Genomic DNA, 19,886 nt, shown 5'->3' on the forward strand with positions numbered 1-19,886 from the left:
GGGCGGCGGCCGTACGCTGCGACGCCCACGAGCGGGCGGACATCGCGGCGTCGGGGGGGGCGCCGGCCCCGCCCCCCGGGGGGGGGGCGGCCCGGCGGGGCGCGCCCCCCCCCCCCCGCCGGCGGGGCCCCCCCCCGGGGGGCCCGCCGCCCCCGCCGATCCGTCGCATCCTCTGATCAGGGCGACCGGTCCGAGGCCGGCGGACGGAAGGGGCGCGTCGTGGCCGTGAAGGACAAGAAGGCCGGGAAGCGGCCGGAACCGGCGCCCCGCCTCCGTGAGCTGCTGCGCGTCCCCGAGGGCGGCGCCGTCGACCTCGCCGCGTACGACACACGGTCGACCCCCGGCGGTCCGCGGGACAAGGCCGCGGGACAGGCGGCCGTGAGCGCCCTCGCCGGACGCCTGGCCGGGCTCCAGGAGCGCCTGTACGCGTCCTCCACCGCGGGCGACCGGCGCCGTCTGCTGCTGGTCCTCCAGGGCATGGACACCAGCGGCAAGGGCGGCACCGTCAAGCATGTGATCGGACTGTTCAACCCGTCGGGCTGCCGGATCAGAGCGTTCAAGGAGCCGACACGGGAGGAGCGGAGCCACCCGTTCCTCTGGCGGATCCGGCGGGCGCTCCCCCAGCCGGGCGAGATCGGCATCTTCGACCGTTCGCACTACGAGGACGTCCTGATCGCCCGCGTCCGCGGGCTGGCCTCCGGGCGGACCCTCGGCGCCCGCTACGGGCAGATCAACCGCTTCGAGCGGGGGCTGGCCGACGACGGGGTGACGCTCGTGAAGGTCTTCCTCCACATCGGGTACGAGGAGCAGCGCGACCGGCTGCTGGCCCGGCTCGACAACCCGGACAAGCACTGGAAGTTCCAGCCGTCCGACATCGCGGACCGCGCGCTGTGGCCCGCGTACCAGGAAGCGTACGAACTGGCGCTGCGGCGCTGCTCCACGGAGGCCGCGCCCTGGTTCCTCGTCCCGTCGGACCGCAAGTGGTACCGCAACTGGGCGATCAGTACGCTGCTGCTCGAACACCTGGACGCGCTGGACCCGGCGTATCCGCCGGGCGGCTTCGACGTCGAGGAGAGCCGCAGGCTGCTGCTGGCCACGGACCCGCCGGGCTGAGCCCGGGCCGGGTTACCTGGTCGGGCCGGGTACCTGGTTGGGGCGGGGTCCTGGCCGGGCCGGGGTTGCGCGCCGCGCACCGATTCCAGGTAGATCATCATATATTTTCCGCGTGTGACCAGATATGCACACATGCGAACCACTGTCGGTGCGCTCGGGGCGCTCGGCCTGCTCGCCGTCGCCCTGTCCGGGTGCGCGGGCGCCGGCCGGGCACCCGCCGGGACCACCCCCGCCACCGCCTCCTCCCCCCACACCACGACGCCCGGCCCCGCCGTGGCGAAAGGGCCGCCGACCACGGCCCCGGGGCGCGACGGGCTGACGCCGGTCTTCCAGCGCGGCACCCCCGCCGCCGGCAGGACCGTGGCCCTCACCTTCGACGCCGACATGACGGCGGACCAGGGACCGCGGGCCGCGGGCGGCGAGCGCTTCGACAACCCGTCGCTGATCGCCCTGCTGCGCCGGCTCGAAGTGCCGTCGACCGTGTTCATGACGGGGCGCTGGGCCGAGGAGTACCCGACCCAGGCGAAGTCGATCGGCACGGATCCGCTCTTCGAGATCGCCAACCACTCGTACAGCCACTACGCCTTCACGGCCGACTGCTACGGGCTGCCGGTCATCGGCAAGGAGCGGATGGCCGACGACGTACGGCGGGCGTTCGCGGCGTTCCGTACGGCGGGGGCGCGCAATGTGGTGCCGTACTTCCGCTTCCCCGGCGGCTGTTACGACAAGGAGTCGCTGCGCGCGCTCGCCCCGGAGAAGGTGACGGCCGTCCAGTGGGACGTCGTCAGCGGTGACGCCTTCGCCACGGACCCGGACGCCGTCGCGGACCAGGTGCTGGCGGAGGTGAAGCCGGGCTCCCTGGTGGTGATGCACTGCACGCGCAGCGCGGCGCCGGTGACGGAGGAGGCGGTGCGGCGGATCGTGCCGGAGCTGCGGGAGCGCGGCTACCGCTTCGTCCGGGTGTCCGAGCTGATGGCGCACTGAGCACGGCCCGACAACGGCCCGGGGGAAGGCCCCGCGGAGGGCACCGCTCGCGCCCGTCAGCCCGAGCACGCCGTCCGCTGGGCCTCCTGCCACTCGCAGACGGGACAGAGCGTCACGCCCCTGACCGTCTCCGGGTGCTCGGTCGGCTTCCGGCAGAGCACGCACTCCGCGTACGCGATCGCTTCCGTCGCTTCCGCTGCCTCCGCTGCTTCCGGGCGTTGCGTGCGTGCCGCGGGCCCGGCCGTCTGCTCGCTCATACGGCCGAGCGTACTCAGTCGTCCGCCGTGTCGTCCCGCAGGGCGCCCAGCACGCACGCCACCGCCGCCGCGGCGCCCGCCACCAGCACCGCGGCCACCAGCGTCAGCCCCGGCGTCCTGACCTCCCCGGTGAGCGATCCGGTCACCAGGTCGCCGACCGCGTACCGCGCCGGGGAGCCGCTGGTCACCAGCGCCGCGAGCGAGACCAGTACCGTGGCCGCGATCGACCAGCCCCGGGCGCGCAGCAGCGGCCTGTTGCACACCGCGCCGACCGCGGCGCCGAGGAGCAGGCAGACCACCGCGGCGAGCAGCCCCGCCGTGCCCGCGGACACCGTGTCCACCTCGACCGTGAAGTTCGCGTTCTTCGGTTCGCTGATCAGCGCGACGATCAGCGTGCCCGCCACGGCCATCGCGCCCGCGCAGACCACGCCGGCCAGCAGCGCGGCGAGATGGGCACGGCGCGTCCCGCTCACCGCGCCGACGACGGCGCGGGAGGCCGCCGGTTCCTGGGTGACACAGATCCGGACCAGCCAGGCGGTGACGGGCAGCAGCGCCGCGGCCGCGTACCCGAGCGAGTCCAGGATCGGCTGTCCCACCTGCACCCCGACGACCAGGAAGATCCCGTACAGCAGGAGCGGCGGCAGCCAGCGCTGCGAGCGCAGCAGCAGGGCGATCTGATAGCTGAGCAGTGCGGTCATGAGGAGAGGTGCTCCGTCTCCGTGGCGGCGGAACCGGACACGGCCGGCCGGGCGGACCTGGGTGCGGGGACGGACCGGCCGGCCGGGGCCGCCGGGGCGGGCCCGTCGGCCTCGCCCACCTCCCTGATGTGCCAGGGCGGGCTGGCGGTGAGCAGCGCGCGCAGCAGCGCGTCGGAGTGCGCCGCGGGCGCCGTCAGCAGGACGGCGCCGTCCTCGGCGCGTACGTCGCAGGCCGGCGCCCCGGGCAGTCCCGCGGGCAGCCCGGCGGGCAGCCCGGCGGGGCGTCCGTCCGCTCCGGCGCCGTCGAGCACGGAGCCCGCCGGTCCCTCGGCCAGGATCCGGACCACCGGACCGTCCTCCGCCCCGGCCGGGGCCGGGCTCTCGGTACGGGGCACCAGGCCGCCGTCCACGACCCCGTACACCGCGTCCGACTCCCCGGCCAGCCGCCGCGGGTCGTGGTCGACGAAGACGACCGTGCCGCCCGCCGCGAGGCGCTCGGCGACCGCCCGGTCCAGTTCCGTCCGGGCCGGCGCGTCCAGCCCCGTCCACGCCTCGTCGAGGACCAGCAGCTCGGGCTCGGCCAGCAGCGCCTGCGCGGCGGCCACCTTCTGGCTGGTGCCCTTGGACAGCTCGGCCATCGGCGTACGGGCGTACTCCTCCGCCCCGAACCGCTCCAGCCACTCGACCGCGCAGGCCGCCGCCACACCGCGCCGCAGCCCGTGGATCCGGCCGAGGTGCATCAGGTAACCCGCGGCCGTGAACGGCAGGGCGACGGGGAAGCGCTCGGGGACGTACGCCGTGCGGGGCCGGTCACGGAGGCGGCCCTCGGTCGGCACGTCGATGCCCGCGATCAGCCTCAACAGGGTCGATTTTCCGCTGCCGTTCACGCCCTCGACCCGGACCAGGGCGCCCGCGGGGAGATCGAGATCGATCCCGCGCAGCACCCAAGGTCCGCCGAGGCCGTAACGGCGGCCCACACCTTGGAGGTTCATCGGGGCATGATCTCAGCTCGCGTCAGTGCGCGGTGGGCTTCTGCGGAGTCGCCTCGCTCGGCCTGACTATCACGAACCCCTCTCCCTGGAGCATCAGTTGGACGGCCTCGCCCGATCCGCCGCGGATCATCGAGCCCACGGACTGGGAGCGGTGCAGGGATGTGCCGAGCTGTGCGCTCCAGCCGACGACGGCGTCCGTGTCGACATATACGGGCGCCTGCGCCGTGACGGGAATCACGATGGGATTGCCCTCACAGATGACGCCGAGCTTGCCGTATCCGCTGAAGACACTGTTGAAGAGCCCCCCGCCGGTCATGCCCGCGCCCTTCACCGTCCTGATCTCGTAGCCGAGGGTCGGGTCGAAGCAGAGCACGTTGCGGCCGTTGATGGTGAGCGCGTCGCCCTGGTCGATGTCGACGATGAAGCAGTTGGCGGCCTCCTGCGCGAGCCACACCTCGCCCTGGCCCTTCACCGTCATGAGCGGCAGCCCCTCGCCCGTGACGGCCCGCTTCAGCAGCCCGCCGAGACCCTGGCCCTTGCGCTCGAACTGGAGCGAGCCGCGGTAGGCGACCATCGCGCCCTGCCGCGCGTACATCTCGCCGTTGACGGCGTACTTGATCGACTTGGCGTTCTGGAGGGTCATTCCGGGCGCGGTGGCCAGCTGCGCCATGTGCTCCGTGGAGAAGAGGTCGCTTTTCATACCGCGCATCGTCGCCCGGACCGGTACGTTCCGCCAAGAAAGGTTCGGCCAAGAAATCCGCGCGCGGGCAGGTCAGGAAATCCGCCTGCGGGCAGGTGCCGGGCGGCTGGCAGACTGGGGCCGTGAGCAGCGACAGCAGCGTGAGCGCCCCGGCCGAGGGCCCCTTCCGTCTTGAACCGGCCGCCCGTGACGAGGCCCCGCAGTACGTACTGCCGCTGGTGGTCCACATCGAGAAGGCCGCGCCGCCGGCCCGTACCGACGCCCTGGAGACGGCGGCCCGCGCGGTGCTCACGCTGCTCTCCGACGAACGGGCCCTGGGCGAGGGCGAGTACGAGGGCGAATGGGCCCGGGCCGTACGGAACTGGGAGGACGCCCGGATCCGCAAGGTGGTGCGGCGGGCGCGCGGCGCGGAGTGGCGGCGCGCCTGCGCGCTGCCCGGGATCACGGTGACGGGCCGCGGCCCGGACTCCGCGCTCTCCGCGAGCGGCGCCGCTCCGCCCGTCGCCGAGGTGCGGGTCTTCCCGCCCGTCCCGCTCGACGGCTGGCCCAAGGAGCTGGCCAGGCTCCAGGTCTCCGGCACCGAGTTGGACGACCCCGCGCCGCCGCCCCCGGCCGACCCGGCGCACCCGGTGCTGTGGCTGAACCCCGGCCTCGCCCTGTCGGCGGGCAAGGCCATGGCCCAGGTGGGGCACGGCGCCCAACTCGCCTGGTGGGAGCTGTCGGAAAGGGACCGCGAGGCCTGGCGCGCGGCGGGCTTCCCGCTCTCCGTGCGCACCGCGGACGCCGCGCACTGGCGGGAACTCACCACCGCCGGGCTGCCGGTGGTCCACGACGCGGGCTTCACCGAGATCGCCCCCGGGATGACCGTGGCCGTCGAGGGAGGCCACCGTGCCGGCGCGCCGGGGGGCCCACGGCAACCGTGACAGGACGGTGTCAGGATGTGAAAATATTCCGCATGCCCCCTCACTTAATGGGCACACCTTCCTGGCATGAGCGTCACGAACACGCCGGTCTTCATTCCCGGCCTGGAACTCTCCCGCCGTTTCTACACCGAAGCGGTACGCCCTCTGCTGGAAGAGGTCTCCCCGGCGATCCCGCACTCCGCCGCACGCCTGGGCAGCGGCTCCGAGGTGCTCGGCTTCGACACTCCGCGCTCCGCCGACCACGAATGGGGGCCGCGCCTCCAGCTCTTCCTCCGCCACCAGGACGTGTCCCGGCACGGAGGACGCGTCAGACGCCTCCTCTCCGAGCACCTCCCGAAGACCTTCCACGGCTATCCCACCCACTTCGCCCCCACCGGCGACCGCGACATCCGCGTCATGCGGGCCACCGACCGCCCCGTGCACCACCGGGTCGAAGTCACCCACCTCACCGCCTGGTTCCACGACACGCTCGGCTTCTACCCCTCGTCCCCCATCACCGCGGAGGACTGGCTCGCCACCCCCACCCAACTGCTCGCCGAAGTCACCGGCGGCGCCGTCTTCCACGACGGGCTCGGCGAACTCGCCCCGTTACGGGCGGCCCTGCGCTGGTACCCGCACGACGTCTGGCTCCATGTGATGGCCGGTCAGTGGCAGCGCATATCCCAGGAGGAGGCCTTCGTCGGCCGCTGCGGCGAGGTCGGCGACGAGCTCGGATCCGCCGTGGTCGCCGCCCGCCTCGTACGCGACCTGATGCGCCTGTGCCTCCTGATGGACCGCCGCTATCCGCCCTACGGCAAGTGGCTCGGCAGCACCTTCGCCCGCACCTCCCTGGGCCCTCGCCTCACCCCCGACCTCACCGCCGTCCTCGCCGCGACCGACTGGCGCACGCGCGAGCGGCATCTCTCGCACGTGTACGAGTCGGTCGCGGGCCACCACAACGAACTGCGCCTGACGGACCGTGTCGACCCCGCCGTCCGCCCCTACCACTCCAGGCCCTTCCAGGTCCTGCGCGCCGACCGCTTCACCAGGGCCCTCACGGCCCGGATCACGGACCCGGCCCTGCGCGATCCGCCACCGGTCGGCTCCGTCGACCAGTACCTCGACAGCGCCGACGTCCTGAGCAGCCCGGAACTCACCCGCACCGCGAGCCGCATCATGCTTCATTCCAGGCGGAGTTGACCCGACCGGCGCCGCTCCCGCGCGGTGGTCGCCGCCCGACCGCCGCCGCGCGGGCGCACCGCGTCCGTGCCGCCGGACATCGTTCGCTGCCCGATTGAACACTCCCTACGCGCCGTACGTACTCTTCGATACCGCCAAGCGGGTGGAACTGCCGCGCTCCCCGCGGTGGATCCAGCGGTGTCAGTTTTCGGTTCGGGAGGCAGCACATTGTTGCGACGCATCAACGGTTCGGCAATCATCATCGTGGGGCTGGTCGCCACAGTGGCAGCACTGGCCTTCCCCGTGTGGTCGTACGCCGATCGTTCCGGGACAGGGCAGGCCAATATCGCCGCGTCGACCGTCTCCACGCAGTGGGGACCGCTGACGGCCACCGACCGTGACTTCCTGGTCAAGGTCAGGCTCGCGGGGCTCTGGGAGCTGCCCGCCGGGCAGCAGGCCATCGAGCGCGCGCCGACCCAGGCGATCAGGGACACCGGTGACCACCTCGTCGTGGGCCACACCGACCTCGACAAGCGCGCCCGGGACGTGGCGGCGAAGCTCGGCGTGGAACTGCCGAACCAGCCCAACGAGGCGCAGCAGGGCTGGCTCAGGGAGCTGTCCGCGGCCACGGGTCCGGAGTACGAGCAGAAATTCGCCAACCTGCTGCGCGACGCCCACGGCAAGGTCTTCGCCCTGATCGCGCAGGTGCGGCACACCACCAGGAACACCCTGATCCGCCAGCTCGCCAGTGACGCCAACGTCACCGTCCTCGACCACATCACCATGCTGGAGTCCACCGGCAAGGTCGACTTCGACAAGATCGCCGACGAGGCCGCCGGACTCGCCACCGCCAGCCCGACCGGCCCGCCGCCGCCCAACGGCAACCTGCCCCCGGCCTCGACCCCGCTGGAGCCGGGCGCGAACGGGGAGTTGACCTCGAAGCCCTCGCCCGGCGAGCCGGGCACGGTCAACACCGACCGGCCGGACCCGGGCGAGCCGGCGGCGCCCGGAGCGCCGGGGGCCGTCACGCCGGCTCCCGCCCAGAACTGATCCACCGCGCTTCCGCCGCCCGGCGGCACGGTGCCTCCTCCCCCGTACGTACGGTACGTACGGCAGGAGGAGGCACCGTTCTCCGGCAGCGGGGGCGGAACCTCAAATCAACCTCTGAACGTCCTCCCTCAAGGATTCACCGAGGCGTTCCCGGGGCCATGACCCCTGCAACCGCGAGCGACGTCGCGCACGGAGGAGTCCGCGACAGGGGGAGACCATGAACGAGACACCACGTCTGGGCATCGGTATCGGCTGGCGCCCGGAGATTGCCGGCGCGGTGGAGGAGCTGCCCGGGGTCGACTGGGTCGAGGCCGTCGCGGAGAACCTCTGCTCCGGTCATCTCCCCGAGTCGCTGGTCCGGCTGCGCGAGCGCGGCGTCACCGTCGTCCCGCACGGGGTCTCGCTCGGACTCGGCGGCGCGGACCGCCCCGACCCGCGGCGGCTGGCGGATCTCGCGGAGCGCGCCGAGGCGCTGGGGTCCCCCCTGGTCACCGAGCACATCGCGTTCGTACGGGCGGGCGGGGAGCGCACCGCGTCCCCCGCGCTCGAAGCGGGCCATCTGCTGCCGGTGCCGCGCACCCGGGACGCGCTGCGCGTGCTCTGCGAGAACGTACGGATCGCCCAGGACGCGCTGCCCGTGCCGCTCGCCGTGGAGAACATCGCCGCCCTGGTCTCCTGGCCGGACGAGGAGATGAGCGAGGGGCGGTTCCTCGCCGAGCTGGTCGAACGCACCGGGGTCCGGCTGCTGATCGATGTCGCCAACCTCCACACCAACCACGTGAACCGCGGTGAGGACCCGGCGAAAGCACTCGACGAACTGCCGGTCGAGGCCATCGCGTACGTCCATGTCGCGGGCGGGATCGAACGCGACGGCGTCTGGCACGACACGCACTCCCATCCGGTCACCCGGCCCGTGCTCGATGTCCTCGCGGAGCTGCGCTCCCGGGTGGCGCCGCCGGGCGTGCTGCTGGAGCGCGACGACGACTTCCCGCCCGCGGCGGAGCTGGCCGGCGAACTGACCCTGATCCGCGAGACGCTGCGGGCCGCGGGCCCGGCGCCGGTACGGGACTCCGCCACCGTACGGCCATCCACCGTACGGTCCCCCGCCCCGGCGGCGACCGCTCCCGTACGGTCCGCCCCGACGGCGGCGGAGGAGGCCTCCGGCGCCACCGAGGCGGCGCGGGAGCGGCTGGCGCTCGCCGAGACCGCGCTGCTCTCCGCGCTGGTCGCGGGCACCCCCGCACCGGAAGGGTTCGACCGGCGCCGCCTCGGCGTGCAGAGCCGCGCCCTCGCCGCCAAGCGCGCCGGTGTCGTCGCCAAGGTGGCGCCCGAACTGCCCGGCATCCTCGGCGACGGCTTCCGCCCCGCGTTCCTCGCGTACGCCGCGCGCCGTCCGATGCGCGGCGGATACCGCAGGGACGCGCTGGACTTCGCCGAGGCGCTGCTCACCGAGGGGCGCCCCGGGGACCCTGCGGCCCGGCGGCGGCTGGCCCTGTGGTGGCGGGAGCGCGCGGCCGCGCGCCCGCCGCGCCGGCCGGTACGGCTGGCCAGGGCGGCCCGCGCCGCGCTGGCCCAGGGCCTGACCCGCGTTGCACACTCCCGCTCGTTCCGCACGCCGGACGGCGCCCGCGAGTGGCCCCGGGGCGCATCGGGGTCATAGCCCGCCGACACCGATCACCGGTCCTTGCCACGCTCCGGCCCTCTGCGACCCTCGTCGTGCCGTCGCTCCCCCGTCCTCCGGGAGCGCCGCGGTCCGCTCGCCAGCACGCACGAAGGGAACGCGATGAGAGCAGTAGCGAAGTACGGGGCTCTGACGACCCTCGGCTCCCTGGTCCTGTCGGCCCTCGTCGCCGTCCCGGCGGACGGCGCGTCCGCGGCCGGCGCCCCGGCCGCCGCCGGCTCCGGTTCCAGTTCCGCCGCCGGCTCCGGCTCCGGCTCCGCCGAGGCCCGCGGGGTGGCCCGCGCGGCGGCGCGCGCCGCGGCCGCCGGGATCGCGTTCGGCGCCTGCCCCAAGACCGAGATGCTGCCCGCGCCCGTCACCTGCGGCTTCGTCAAGGTCCCCCTCGACTACGCCGAGCCCGACGGTCCGGCGATCAGCCTCACCGTCAGCCGGGTCGCCGCGAGCGGTCCCGCCGACCGCCGGCAGGGGGCGCTCGTCTTCAACCCCGGTGGCCCCGGCGCCTCCAGCATGTACTTCCCGCTCGCCGCCGAGGTGGCCCAGTGGCGGCGGATCGCCGCCGCGTACGACCTCGTCGGCTACGCGCCGCGCGGCGTCGGCCGCTCCGCGCCGCTCTCCTGCAAGGACCCGGCGGACCACGCGAAGGCCCCGACCCAGGCGCCCACGCACCCCTCGGAGTCGTACAAGCGGGAGCGGATCGCCGAGGCGAAGGCGTACGCCCGGGGCTGTGCCGAGCGCGCGGGCACCGCGCTGCGCCACTACCACTCCCTCAACAACGCCCGCGACCTCGATGTCCTGCGCGCCGCGCTCGGTGAACGGAAGCTGACGTTCATGGGCGCCTCGTACGGGACGTACTTCGGTGCCCTCTACGCGGCGCTCTTCCCCACGCACGTACGGCGGATGGTCTTCGACTCCGCCGTCAACCCGGACCCGCAGCGGATCTGGTACCGCAACAACCTCGACCAGTCCGCCGCGTTCGAGCGGCGCTGGGAGGACTTCCGGGTCTGGGTGGCCAAGCACGACGCGACGTACCACCTGGGCACCGACGCCGCACAGGTGCAGCGGAGTTACGAGCAGGTGCGCGCCGGGGTCGCGGACCAGCCGGCGGGCGGCACGGTCGGTCCCGGGCAGCTCCAGGCGGCGATGCTCGGCGTGGGCTACTACGACGACTACTGGGCGAGCCGCGCCTCGGCGCTCTCCGAGTACGTCAAGGGCAACCCGGAGCCGCTGATCTCGCAGGCCGCGCCCCGCCCGGAGGCCGCCGAGGGCGGCGAGAACGGCGGCGCGGTCTACACGGCCGTCGAGTGCAACGACGCGCCGTGGCCGACCCGGTGGGAGGTGTGGGACCGCGACAACACGGAGCTCGCCCGGAGCGCACCGTTCGAGACGTGGGACAACGCCTTCATGAACCTGCCGTGCGCCTACTGGCCCGCGCCCCGCCAGGAGCCCGTCGACGTCCGCACCCGCCCGGGGCAGCTCCCGCCGACCCTGATCCTGGCGGCGGAACGGGACGCGGCCACCCCGTACGAAGGGGCGCTGGAGCTCCAGCGCCGACTGGCGGGCTCGGCGCTGGTGACCGAGCGGGACGCCGGTACGCACGGGGTCTCGGGCGGCGACAACCCGTGTGTGAACGCGTACGTGGAGAACTACCTGCTGAAGGGCGAGACACCCCGGCGCAACGCCGCGTGCGCGCCGCACCCCGAGCCGGCCCCGGGGTCACCCGAATCGACCAAACGACTTTTCGACCGGCAAGGAAGGCTCGATCCTGCTCCTCGTCCCCGCATGCTCGGGAGCACGGTGTGAACGGCGGGGCGAGTGTCTCCAGCCGTGGCGCACGCGTATGAATGACCGGGCGTCAGCGGCCTGACCTCCTCCTCGGCTCTCCGTGCGGCACCTGGGCCGACCGGCCCGGGTGCCACGGCACTCCTCCGCCGCCGGGTCGGCACGGTCATCACCCGGGCCTCGGCGGGCGCACATACGAAGCCGCTACCCGACATGCACCGCGTTACGTCGTTCGGCCGACCGCGGTCGCTGGTGGTCAACAGTCGCGATGTCATGACAGTGCGACACGAAGCGTCACCACCACGGGCAGGGCAAACGGGACCATATGCTGCGGTGGGGTCGAAATGGAACGGAGTCCGCGATGGCGCGTCCCTGGCTGAACGTGCTGGCACAGGTGTTGCCCGTTCCGCTCGGGTTACTGTTCAGCGGTGTTCTGGTCTGGGGTGCCACCAACGCCGACTGGAGCGGAACCAGCAGCAACAGCGGCAACACATGGACCTCCGGCTCGCTGGGGCTGGCCAACGACAGCACTGTGCCCATGTTCCGCGTCGACAACATGCGCCCCGGTGACACAGGCGCCAACTGCATCAGGATCAAGTCGAACGCCGGCTTCCCCACAGCGCTGAAGCTGTACGGCAACTCTCCGAACTGGCCCAGCAACTTCCAATCCTTCATCAACCTCCACATCGAGGTAGGCAGCGGTGGCGCCTCCGGAAACTGCAAAGGCTTCACCGCCCACAGGACGGCGTTCAACGGCACTCTGGACGAGTTCATGGCCCTGTACACCGACTACCGCACCGGCCTGGGCCCCTGGATCCTGGCCGGCAAGCCACTCAGTTCGCTGGGCTTCCGCGTCGCGTGGAAGTTCAGTCCGAGCGCGCCCAACGGCTCGCAGAGCGTGGCCACGAACGAGGCGGCCTTCACCTGGGAAGCGCGGGAACAGGGGTGACCCTCCCCGGTGACCTGGCCGTCGGCGTGCTCCCCCACCCCACGGCCAAGGATGTCCCGCACCCGATCCGCGTGGCCACGACGCTCATTTCACGAACCGTGCTCGGCTCGATGCTCGGGCTGCTGGTATGGGCACATGTGCCCGTGATGGCGCTGGGCTGGACAGCGGGCGTGGTGCAGTCCGGCTCCATGCGTCCCGCCCTCATGCCGGGCGACGTCGTTCTCTACCAGCCACCGCCACCCGGCCGGACACCGGCGGTGGGCCACATCGTGCTGACCCAGGACTCCACTCGCCCCAGCCGTCTTCTCACCCACCGGGTCCACCAGGTACTTCCCAACAAGTACCTGATCACCAAAGGTGACGCCAACTCCACACCGGACTCCACACCGGTGGGCCCCACGGCGCTCCAAGGCGTAGCACGATTGCGCGTGCCCTGGATCGGGCTGCCGGTCCAGCTCTGGCGCGCCGGGCAACCCGTGCCCGAGGCGATCATGCTGTTCGGACTCGCCACTCTGCTCGCGCTTGCCGCCCTGCCACTGCACAGCCCCGGCCGACACACGTAGCGCCGGTGGCTTGCTGACGAACGCGACGTACGCCGCGGCGCGTGCCCGCACACGCCGGCCCGCGTGGCAGGCCCGGTCCGGCGTCGCGTCCCGGAGTGCCCGTGAGCGCCCCTGCTATGTGAGGGGGGCCTGACGCTCGACCGCCCGGCTGAGGCTGTCCTCGATGCCGGCCAGCACGCGGATCATGGTGTCCTGTTCGTCCGGGTCCAGGCCGGCGGCGACGCTGTCCTCCAGTTCCGCCCAGACCTGTTCGACTTCCTTGCGCAGGGCGAGGCTGGCGGCGGTGGGTTCGATGATGGTGGCGCGCCGGTCGGTCTCGCTGGGCCGCCGGCGGACGAAGCCCGCGTTCTCCAGCCGCTTGACCGTGCGGGTCATGGTGGCCGCGTCCGAGCCGAGCAGCCGTACGAGGTCGGTCTGACGCTGCGGGCCGAGGTCCCACAGCTGCATCATGACGAGCTCCTGCCCGGGGTGCAGCCCCACGCGGCGCAGGAGCTGCCCGGCGAGCATCCGGTGCAGGCGCGCCACGCGGAAGATCGCGTGGCTCATGACCCCGGCCCGGACCGACGGCGGCATCAGGGGGCGGGCCACGTCCACGGTGGAGCCCTCGGTCGGTACGGAGCCCTCGGTCGGTACGTCGTCTGGATCCCTCGACACGTCGCTCACAACCCTTCGCGCAGATCGTTGCCCGGACAGGAACACTCTATCGCCGCCTCTCCCCGGCCACGCCGGGCCGCACTGGCAGCGCTGACAGCACCCGAATACACAGGAGTGATACAGGTCACGCTCCTCAGGGAATGAGCCAGGGCTATTTACTTGTTCGGACAGGCAATGGCACCGTGCGGTGTCACCACAACCGAACCGGACAGGAACCCGATCATGACGACGGCCTTCGCCCCGTACGACCTCGGCGGTATCCGCCTCTCCAACCGCATCGTGATGGCCCCGATGACCCGCAGCCGCGCCTACGGCCGCGGACAGACCCCCACCGAGCTGATGGCGACCTACTACGCGCAGCGGGCGAGCGCCGGTCTGGTCGTCACCGAGGGCACGCAGCCGTCGGCGGTCGGCCAGGGCTACCCGGACACCCCCGGTATCCACTCCGCCGAACAGATCGCGGCCTGGCGCGAGGTCACCGACGCGGTGCACGCCGAGGGCGGCGCAATCTTCCTGCAGATCATGCACACCGGACGGGTCGGTCACCCGAGCCTCACGGGCCTCGCTCCGGTCGGCCCCTCCGCGGTCACCGCCCAGGGCCAGGTCTACACGCACGAGGGGCCGCAGGACTTCGTCACGCCGCACGAGCTGACCGAGGCGGAGATCGCGGAAACCATCGCCGACTTCACCACCGCGGCGCGCAACGCCGTCGAGGCGGGCTTCGACGGCGTGGAACTGCACGGCGCCAACGGCTATCTGATCCACCAGTTCCTGGCCCCGAACTCCAACCGGCGCACCGACGCCTGGGGCGGCAGCCCCGAGCGGCGGATCCGCTTCGCCGTGGAGACCGCCAGGGCCGTGGCCGAGGCCATCGGCGGGGACAAGGTCGGCTTCCGCCTCTCGCCCGGCAACCCCTACAACGACATCGACGAGAGCGACCGGACGGACGTCGAGGCCACCTACACCGCGCTGGTGGACGCGCTCGCCCCGCTCGGCCTGGCCTACCTGCACCAGATGGAGGCGCCAGGCGTCCGCGACCTGGTCGTACGGCTGCGCAAGGCATGGCCGGGCACCTTCGTCCTCAACCCCTTCACCGGCATGGAGCCCACCGGCCCCGACGAGCTGACGCTCGTCGAGGACGGCACCGCCGACCTGATCGCCTACGGGGGCCTCTTCCTCGCCAACCCCGACCTGCCGGCCCGCCTCGCCGCCGGGGGCCCCTTCAACTCCCCCGACCGCGCGACCTCCTTCGGGGGCGACCACCGCGGCTACACCGACTACCCCGCCCTCGGCTGACAGCGGCCCCGGGCGGGCATCCGGCGACCGGCACCAGCGGTCGTCAGGGGAAGAGGGGCCCGTCGAGCTGTTCGGCCCCGGGGCGCAGCGCCCACAGGTCGCCGCCCGGCGGCGGTTGCAGACGCCGGACCGCCGCGCGGGCCCCCGGGTCGCCCGCGTCCGCCGCCGCGTGGACGACGTCCGTCGCCGCGTAGCGGTAGAACTCCAGCTCGGGGTGGGGCCAGGGGGCGGCGCCGGTGGCCGCCGGCAGCAGTTGGCGGACGGCCTTGCGCAGGTTCTGGCCCTGGGGCCCCTCGTACCTCCAGAGGTCCACGCCGACCTGCCGGCCGGTGGCGGCCAGCCGCGCGTACGCGACCAGGTTGAAGGTCGAGTAGTGCCAGCTGCGGGTGCGGGCGAGTTCCTGGGGCTGGCTGCCGTCCGGGGCGATCTGCACGTCGATCCGCTTCGTCAGGGCGTCGAGGACGGTCCGGCGCGCGAGGGCCCGGTCGCCGGTGGCGAGGGCGAGGGCGGCGACCTGCATGTCCATGAAGGTGCCGTGGTTGTTCTCGGCGGCGGACTCCTCCTTCCCGAAGGGGGAGTTGACCAGCCAGTCCAGGAACTCCACGTTCCAGGCGCGCATTCCGGCGCGGTCGCTCCTGGTCCACCCCGGGGCCCCGGTGTCGAGGAGGGCGAGGGCGTCCAGCACGCTGGTGTACTGCTGGGAGAAGTCGATGATGCCGATGGAACGGCCTTCGTACATGCACGGGATGAACTGCCCGTGGTTCAGGTTCGGGTTCATCCGGGTGGCGGGATCCAGGAACCAGGTGCGCAGGATCCGGGCGGCGTGCTCCGCGTACCGCTGCCGGCCGGTGTAGTACCACGCGAGGCTGAGCGTGGTGGCGGAGCCGACCACCTTGCTCAGCTCGGGCCGGTCGGTGCCTGTGTCGATCTCCGGGTTGCGTTCGCCGTCGCGCTGGACGTACGGACAGCCCCAGGGGTTGTCCGCGGTCTTCGGCTGTGAGGGCCACCAGTACGGAGCCTGGCTCAGGTAGTCGTGCGGGTCGCCGCCGGGGGCCGGCCTCGGCTTGTCGGTGACGGTCCACGGCCCCTTCCCGAGCCAGGAATCCGCCTGCGCGGTCAGGGAGGTGACGGCCTTGCGGAGCGCGGGGTCACCGCGGTCGAGGGCGGCGCGGGCCTGCCGCATCCGCTTGCCGTCGATCACCACGGTCGCCGGGGCGGCGCGCGTCCCGCTCTCCGTGGCGGCGGCGGACGCGGTCGGGGCGAGCACCGCGGCGAGGGTGGTGAGGGCGACGATCATCGAGGACAACACGGCTGCCGGACGCGACTGAGGAGTTCCGTTCATCGAACACTCCCATCATGTATGTGAACACGATTCACGAACAAGACCGTGCGAGCGTAGAGGCGACGGGGAGTGCTGACAACAGGCGTGCAGAACAAGGAAGTTGTCCGCCCGGCCGCAGGCCCGGCCTGACGCCCGGCCGTGGGGCGCGTCATGGGCGGAGGGGGCCGCGTTCAAGGGGCGGAACACCGACCCGGGTTCCATCGGCCGCGACCGGGGCGGAACGGGCGGGGACGGGGAAGAACAGGATTCTTCCCCGTCCACCGCGTTTCCGCAGGCCGGCGGCCGATGGGAACCCGGAGCCGAACCCGGTGTCGCTGGACGGGCCGTGCGCGCAGCAGGAGACTGCCGCCGGCCGTCTGATCTTCCGGGTGGGGCGGCCCGGTCCGTACGGTCACGGACCCGGCCACCACGTCATACCGTCACGCCAACCCTGCCACGAGATCCGCGACCGACTTGCGGCGGCCCGTGTAGAACGGGACCTCTTCCCGCACGTACAGCCGCGCCTCGGACGCGCGCAGATGACGCATCAGGTCGACGATGCGGTACAGCTCGTCGGCCTCGAAGGCCAGGACCCACTCGTAGTCGCCGAGCGAGAAGGACGCCACGGTGTTGGCGCGTACGTCAGGGTAGCCGCGCGCCATCTTGCCGTGGTCCGCGAGCATCCTACGGCGGTCCTCGTCGGGCAGCAGGTACCAGTCGTAGCTGCGGACGAAGGGGTAGACGCTCACGTAGTCGCGGGGCGTCTCGTCGGCCAGGAAGGCCGGCACGTGCGACTTGTTGAACTCGGCGGGGCGGTGCAGCGCCATGTTCGACCAGACCGGCTCCAGCGCGCGGCCGAGCCGGGTGCGCCGGAAGCGGTTGTACGCGTCCTGCAGTGCGTCCGAGGTCTCGGCGTGCCACCAGATCATGACGTCGGCGTCGGCACGCAGCCCGGACACGTCGTACGCGCCCCGTACGGTGACGTCCTCCGTCCCGAGCTGGTCGAACAGCTCCTGGACCTCGTCCGCGTAACCGGTGCGGTCCTCCGGCAGGACATCGCGCAGCCTGAAGACGGACCACAGGGTGTAGCGGATGACCTCGTTGAGGTCCTTGGCCTTCTTGCCCGCGTTCGGGGCCTTCTCGGGAGAAGCAGTCATGGGGCTATTCTCCCGCGCCCCGATCGGTGCCCGGCGCCAGGGTCGACGTGGCGATGATCTCGTCGGCGGCGCGCCGGGCGCTCGCGACGCAGGCGGGGATCCCGACGCCGTCGTACGCCGCGCCGCACACGCGCAGCCCGGGGAGCTTGGCGAGGGCGTCGCGGACGCGGGCGACCCTGGCCTGGTGGCCCACCGGGTACTGGGGCAGTCCGGCGGTCCAGCGGGTCACTTCGTGGGCGACGGGACGGGCCGTGAGACCGGTCGCCTCGCGGAGGTCGCGCAGGGAGACGTCGAGGAGTTCGGAGTCCTCGCGCTGGAGCTGCTCCTCCTCGCCGTACCGCCCGATCGAGGTGCGCAGCAGGAACAGGCCGGGCGCGGCCCGGTCGACCCATCCCCACTTGCGGGTGGAGAAGGTCGACGCCTTGATGGTGTGGCCGTCGACGGGCGGGACGAGAAAGCCGCTGCGGTCGGGCAGGGCGGCGGTGTCGGCGCGCCGGAAGGCCATCGTCACCAGGGCCATCGACGCGTACTCGACGGTGGCGAGTTCGGCGGAGGCGGCCGGTGACTCGTCGGCGAGCAGGGCGGCGGCGGACCACGCGGGGGTGGCGAGGACCACGCCGTCGGCGGCCAGGGTCTCCCGGTCGGTACGGATATGCCAGCCCTCCGCCGTCCGGACCAGCGCGAGGACGGGGGTCTCCGTCCTGATCTCGCCGCCCCCGGCCCGTACGGCGTCCGCGACGGCGCCCGGGAGGCGGCCCACGCCGCCCTCGATGCCCGCGAAGACGGCGCCGCCGGGCCGCGTTCCCGCGGCGGCCCGCTCCTGGATGTCGCGGACGCCGGCCAGCAGCGACGCGTGGCTCCGAATGGCGTCGAAGAGCTGCGGGACGGCCGCCTTCATGGAGATGCGGTACGCGTCGCCCGCGTAGACCCCGCCGAGCAGCGGTTCGACCAGCCGGTCGACGACCTCGCGGCCGAGCCGCTCCGCCACGTACGCGCCGATCGCCACGTCGTCGCCGACCTCGGTGGGGGGCAGCTCCGGTTCGCGGGCGAGCCGGGCGAGCCCCTCGTCGGAGAGGAGTCCGGAGAGGGCGGCGGGGTCGCCGGGCACGCCCATCACATGGCCCTTGGGCATGGGCCGCAGCGCGCCCCGTGTCCAGACGGAGGCGGTGGTGGCGGTGGGCGGCTGGAGCAGCGCGCCGAGCCCGACCTCCTCGGCGAGGCCGACGCCCTCGGGTCTGCGGGCGAGCATGGACTCGGCGCCGAGGTCGACGGGGGCGCCCTCGATCTCGCCCGTGCGCAGCTTGCCGCCGAGCCGGCCGGTGGCCTCCAGCAGGGTGACCCGGACGCCGGCGCCCAGCAGCCGGTGGGCGGCGGCGAGACCGGCGATGCCGCCCCCGATGACGACGACATGGCCGGTGTGCGTGTCCACGTGCTGCGCGCTCGACTCCATGTCTCCACTCTCTCAAACGTGTTCCCTCGGCCCGTCACGTGTCCCGTCCTGAACGAGTCCTGACCGTGACCGCTTCGAGGCCGTGGAAGAGCAACCCGCACAGGCGCCCCACACGTCGAACCCGCGACGACAAACGAATCCCTGGGGGGACCATGCGTACGATGCCCGCACTCGCGGCGGCACTGCTCACCGCTTCGCTCGCGCTCGCCGGATGCAGCGCGGGCGGTACGCAGGACACGGCCTCGAAGGCCGTCTCCCGGCCCGCCGGCGAGCGGGGCGGCCAGGCGGACGGGGCCGGCACGGAGGCCGGTGACGCGGCTGCGCCCGGCGGGACGGCGGCCCCCGGCGCCCAGGGCGAGGACGGGAGGAGCGGCACGCCCGCCGGGGTCCATGTGATCCGCACCGCCGAGCTGACCGTACGGGTCGAGGACGCGCGCAAGGCGCTCGCCACGGCGCGGACGGCGGCCGGGAACGCCGGGGGGCTGGTGCAGGACGAGGTCACGGAGCGGGACGAGGACAGCGGGGTGACCTCGCGGATCGTGCTCCGGGTCCCGGGGGCGTCCTACGACGCGGTGCTGTCCGAACTGGCGGGCACCGGAACGCTGCTGGCGCGCAAGGCGAAGGCCGAGGACGTCACCGACCAGGTCGTGGACGTGGAGAGCCGGATCGCCTCGCAGCGGGTGAGCGTGGCGCGCGTACGGGAGTTGATGGACCGGGCCACGAAGCTGAGCGATGTGGTGGCGCTGGAAGGGGAGTTGAGCAGCCGTCAGTCGGCGCTGGAGGCACTCCTCGCCCAGCAGGCGTCGCTCAAGGACCGCACCACTCTGGCCACGATCACGCTGGAGCTCTTCGAGAACCAGCCCGTGGAGAAGGAGAGGAAGGCGGAGGATCCGGGGTTCCTGGACGCGCTGGGCGGCGGCTGGGACGCGCTCCTCGCGACGCTGCGGTGGATCGGGGTGGTCCTCGGCGCGGTGCTGCCGTTCGCCGCCGTGCTCGGCGCGCTCTTCCTGCTCTGGCGCCTGGTGCGCCGGCTGCTGCCCGCGGCGGCGCCGGCGGCCGGGCCCGCGGACCCGGCGCACGCCGCCGAATCCGCCGAGCGGGGACGCGAGGAGGACTGACCGGACCCGCCCGCGTAGCGTTCCCTCCCGGCAGGACCGCGCG

19 protein-coding genes are annotated in these 19,886 nt (G+C 73.1%); 11 read left to right on the plus strand and 8 right to left on the minus strand.

Features of this window, described 5'->3' with window-relative positions; genetic code table 11:
• Window positions 1-219 precede the first annotated feature (219 nt).
• Entirely contained in the window at window positions 220-1,113 is an 894-nt protein-coding gene (locus ACFXKG_RS24445) for a PPK2 family polyphosphate kinase (protein ID WP_384842885.1), read from the plus strand.
• Window positions 1,114-1,245: 132 nt separating this feature from the next.
• Window positions 1,246-2,097 (plus strand): polysaccharide deacetylase family protein, encoded by an 852-nt coding sequence (locus tag ACFXKG_RS24450; RefSeq protein WP_384842888.1) that lies wholly within the window; start codon window positions 1,246-1,248, stop codon window positions 2,095-2,097.
• A gap of 56 nt (window positions 2,098-2,153) precedes the next feature.
• On the opposite strand, the gene ACFXKG_RS24455 is transcribed toward ACFXKG_RS24450, so the two are convergent.
• The 4 genes from ACFXKG_RS24455 to ACFXKG_RS24470 are packed head-to-tail and all read right to left on the minus strand — an operon-like array spanning window position 2,154 to window position 4,744.
• A complete protein-coding gene (locus ACFXKG_RS24455) occupies window positions 2,154-2,354 on the minus strand; it encodes a hypothetical protein (protein ID WP_384842891.1) in 201 nt (66 codons plus the stop codon).
• Window positions 2,355-2,368: 14 nt separating this feature from the next.
• Window positions 2,369-3,052 (minus strand): ABC transporter, encoded by a 684-nt coding sequence (locus ACFXKG_RS24460; protein WP_384842894.1) that lies wholly within the window; start codon window positions 3,050-3,052, stop codon window positions 2,369-2,371.
• Entirely contained in the window at window positions 3,049-4,044 is a 996-nt protein-coding gene (locus tag ACFXKG_RS24465; RefSeq protein WP_384842896.1) for an ATP-binding cassette domain-containing protein, read from the minus strand. Before ACFXKG_RS24465 ends, ACFXKG_RS24460 begins: the two co-directional genes overlap by 4 nt.
• A gap of 22 nt (window positions 4,045-4,066) precedes the next feature.
• On the minus strand, window positions 4,067-4,744 hold the full coding sequence (locus tag ACFXKG_RS24470) for an AIM24 family protein (protein WP_384842899.1): 678 nt from the start codon (window positions 4,742-4,744) through the stop codon (window positions 4,067-4,069).
• Window positions 4,745-4,866: 122 nt separating this feature from the next.
• Between ACFXKG_RS24470 and ACFXKG_RS24475 the strand changes: the two genes are divergently transcribed.
• The 7 genes from ACFXKG_RS24475 to ACFXKG_RS24505 all read left to right on the plus strand — a co-directional run bounded on the left by ACFXKG_RS24475 (window position 4,867) and on the right by ACFXKG_RS24505 (window position 12,847).
• Entirely contained in the window at window positions 4,867-5,667 is an 801-nt protein-coding gene (locus ACFXKG_RS24475) for a peptidyl-tRNA hydrolase (protein ID WP_384842902.1), read from the plus strand.
• A 66-nt stretch (window positions 5,668-5,733) separates the two neighbouring features.
• Window positions 5,734-6,846, plus strand: coding sequence for a DUF4037 domain-containing protein (locus ACFXKG_RS24480; RefSeq protein WP_384842905.1), 1,113 nt, complete (start codon window positions 5,734-5,736; stop codon window positions 6,844-6,846).
• 210 nt (window positions 6,847-7,056) lie between these two features.
• Complete coding sequence (locus tag ACFXKG_RS24485; protein WP_384842908.1) at window positions 7,057-7,875, plus strand: DUF4142 domain-containing protein; 819 nt, start codon at window positions 7,057-7,059, stop codon at window positions 7,873-7,875.
• A 217-nt stretch (window positions 7,876-8,092) separates the two neighbouring features.
• On the plus strand, window positions 8,093-9,535 hold the full coding sequence (locus ACFXKG_RS24490) for a DUF692 family multinuclear iron-containing protein (protein WP_384842911.1): 1,443 nt from the start codon (window positions 8,093-8,095) through the stop codon (window positions 9,533-9,535).
• A gap of 123 nt (window positions 9,536-9,658) precedes the next feature.
• The gene (locus ACFXKG_RS24495) at window positions 9,659-11,356 is read left to right on the plus strand and encodes an alpha/beta hydrolase (RefSeq protein ID WP_384842916.1); all 1,698 of its coding nucleotides are present in this window, start codon (window positions 9,659-9,661) and stop codon (window positions 11,354-11,356) included.
• Window positions 11,357-11,696: 340 nt separating this feature from the next.
• The gene (locus ACFXKG_RS24500) at window positions 11,697-12,284 is read left to right on the plus strand and encodes a hypothetical protein (RefSeq protein ID WP_384842919.1); all 588 of its coding nucleotides are present in this window, start codon (window positions 11,697-11,699) and stop codon (window positions 12,282-12,284) included.
• Window positions 12,281-12,847, plus strand: coding sequence for a S26 family signal peptidase (locus ACFXKG_RS24505; protein WP_384842922.1), 567 nt, complete (start codon window positions 12,281-12,283; stop codon window positions 12,845-12,847). Before ACFXKG_RS24500 ends, ACFXKG_RS24505 begins: the two co-directional genes overlap by 4 nt.
• A gap of 114 nt (window positions 12,848-12,961) precedes the next feature.
• Here ACFXKG_RS24505 and ACFXKG_RS24510 read toward each other — a convergent pair whose 3' ends face one another.
• Window positions 12,962-13,420 (minus strand): MarR family winged helix-turn-helix transcriptional regulator, encoded by a 459-nt coding sequence (locus ACFXKG_RS24510; protein WP_384843210.1) that lies wholly within the window; start codon window positions 13,418-13,420, stop codon window positions 12,962-12,964.
• Between the two features lie 303 nt (window positions 13,421-13,723).
• On the opposite strand from ACFXKG_RS24510, the gene ACFXKG_RS24515 reads away from it, so the two are divergent.
• Window positions 13,724-14,797: an alkene reductase gene (locus ACFXKG_RS24515; protein WP_384842925.1), complete on the plus strand. Its 1,074-nt coding sequence runs from the start codon at window positions 13,724-13,726 to the stop codon at window positions 14,795-14,797.
• 43 nt (window positions 14,798-14,840) lie between these two features.
• Here ACFXKG_RS24515 and ACFXKG_RS24520 read toward each other — a convergent pair whose 3' ends face one another.
• The 3 genes from ACFXKG_RS24520 to hemG form a co-directional block, all read right to left on the minus strand.
• Window positions 14,841-16,139 (minus strand): alginate lyase family protein, encoded by a 1,299-nt coding sequence (locus tag ACFXKG_RS24520; protein ID WP_384842928.1) that lies wholly within the window; start codon window positions 16,137-16,139, stop codon window positions 14,841-14,843.
• A 419-nt stretch (window positions 16,140-16,558) separates the two neighbouring features.
• Window positions 16,559-17,275: a hydrogen peroxide-dependent heme synthase gene (gene hemQ / locus ACFXKG_RS24525; protein ID WP_384842931.1), complete on the minus strand. Its 717-nt coding sequence runs from the start codon at window positions 17,273-17,275 to the stop codon at window positions 16,559-16,561.
• Between the two features lie 4 nt (window positions 17,276-17,279).
• Window positions 17,280-18,725: a protoporphyrinogen oxidase gene (gene hemG / locus ACFXKG_RS24530; RefSeq protein WP_384842934.1), complete on the minus strand. Its 1,446-nt coding sequence runs from the start codon at window positions 18,723-18,725 to the stop codon at window positions 17,280-17,282.
• Between the two features lie 161 nt (window positions 18,726-18,886).
• Between hemG and ACFXKG_RS24535 the strand changes: the two genes are divergently transcribed.
• Entirely contained in the window at window positions 18,887-19,843 is a 957-nt protein-coding gene (locus ACFXKG_RS24535; RefSeq protein ID WP_384842937.1) for a DUF4349 domain-containing protein, read from the plus strand.
• Window positions 19,844-19,886 lie beyond the last annotated feature (43 nt).

The sequence above is a fragment of the Streptomyces sp. NPDC059255 genome (genome assembly GCF_042752355.1).
GTDB lineage: Bacteria > Actinomycetota > Actinomycetes > Streptomycetales > Streptomycetaceae > Streptomyces.

Excerpts from the sequence above, each read along its gene's own strand:
- ACFXKG_RS24450 (WP_384842888.1), top strand. The coding sequence starts at position 1,246 with ATGCGAACCACTGTCGGTGCGCTCGGGGCGCTCGGCCTGCTCGCCGTC.
- ACFXKG_RS24455 (WP_384842891.1), bottom strand. The coding sequence starts at position 2,354 with ATGAGCGAGCAGACGGCCGGGCCCGCGGCACGCACGCAACGCCCGGAA.
- ACFXKG_RS24460 (WP_384842894.1), bottom strand. The coding sequence starts at position 3,052 with ATGACCGCACTGCTCAGCTATCAGATCGCCCTGCTGCTGCGCTCGCAG.
- ACFXKG_RS24465 (WP_384842896.1), bottom strand. The coding sequence starts at position 4,044 with ATGAACCTCCAAGGTGTGGGCCGCCGTTACGGCCTCGGCGGACCTTGG.
- ACFXKG_RS24470 (WP_384842899.1), bottom strand. The coding sequence starts at position 4,744 with ATGAAAAGCGACCTCTTCTCCACGGAGCACATGGCGCAGCTGGCCACC.
- ACFXKG_RS24480 (WP_384842905.1), top strand. The coding sequence starts at position 5,734 with ATGAGCGTCACGAACACGCCGGTCTTCATTCCCGGCCTGGAACTCTCC.
- ACFXKG_RS24490 (WP_384842911.1), top strand. The coding sequence starts at position 8,093 with ATGAACGAGACACCACGTCTGGGCATCGGTATCGGCTGGCGCCCGGAG.
- ACFXKG_RS24495 (WP_384842916.1), top strand. The coding sequence starts at position 9,659 with ATGAGAGCAGTAGCGAAGTACGGGGCTCTGACGACCCTCGGCTCCCTG.
- ACFXKG_RS24500 (WP_384842919.1), top strand. The coding sequence starts at position 11,697 with ATGGCGCGTCCCTGGCTGAACGTGCTGGCACAGGTGTTGCCCGTTCCG.
- ACFXKG_RS24510 (WP_384843210.1), bottom strand. The coding sequence starts at position 13,420 with ATGCCGCCGTCGGTCCGGGCCGGGGTCATGAGCCACGCGATCTTCCGC.
- ACFXKG_RS24515 (WP_384842925.1), top strand. The coding sequence starts at position 13,724 with ATGACGACGGCCTTCGCCCCGTACGACCTCGGCGGTATCCGCCTCTCC.
- ACFXKG_RS24520 (WP_384842928.1), bottom strand. The coding sequence starts at position 16,139 with ATGAACGGAACTCCTCAGTCGCGTCCGGCAGCCGTGTTGTCCTCGATG.
- hemQ (WP_384842931.1), bottom strand. The coding sequence starts at position 17,275 with ATGACTGCTTCTCCCGAGAAGGCCCCGAACGCGGGCAAGAAGGCCAAG.
- hemG (WP_384842934.1), bottom strand. The coding sequence starts at position 18,725 with ATGGAGTCGAGCGCGCAGCACGTGGACACGCACACCGGCCATGTCGTC.
- ACFXKG_RS24535 (WP_384842937.1), top strand. The coding sequence starts at position 18,887 with ATGCCCGCACTCGCGGCGGCACTGCTCACCGCTTCGCTCGCGCTCGCC.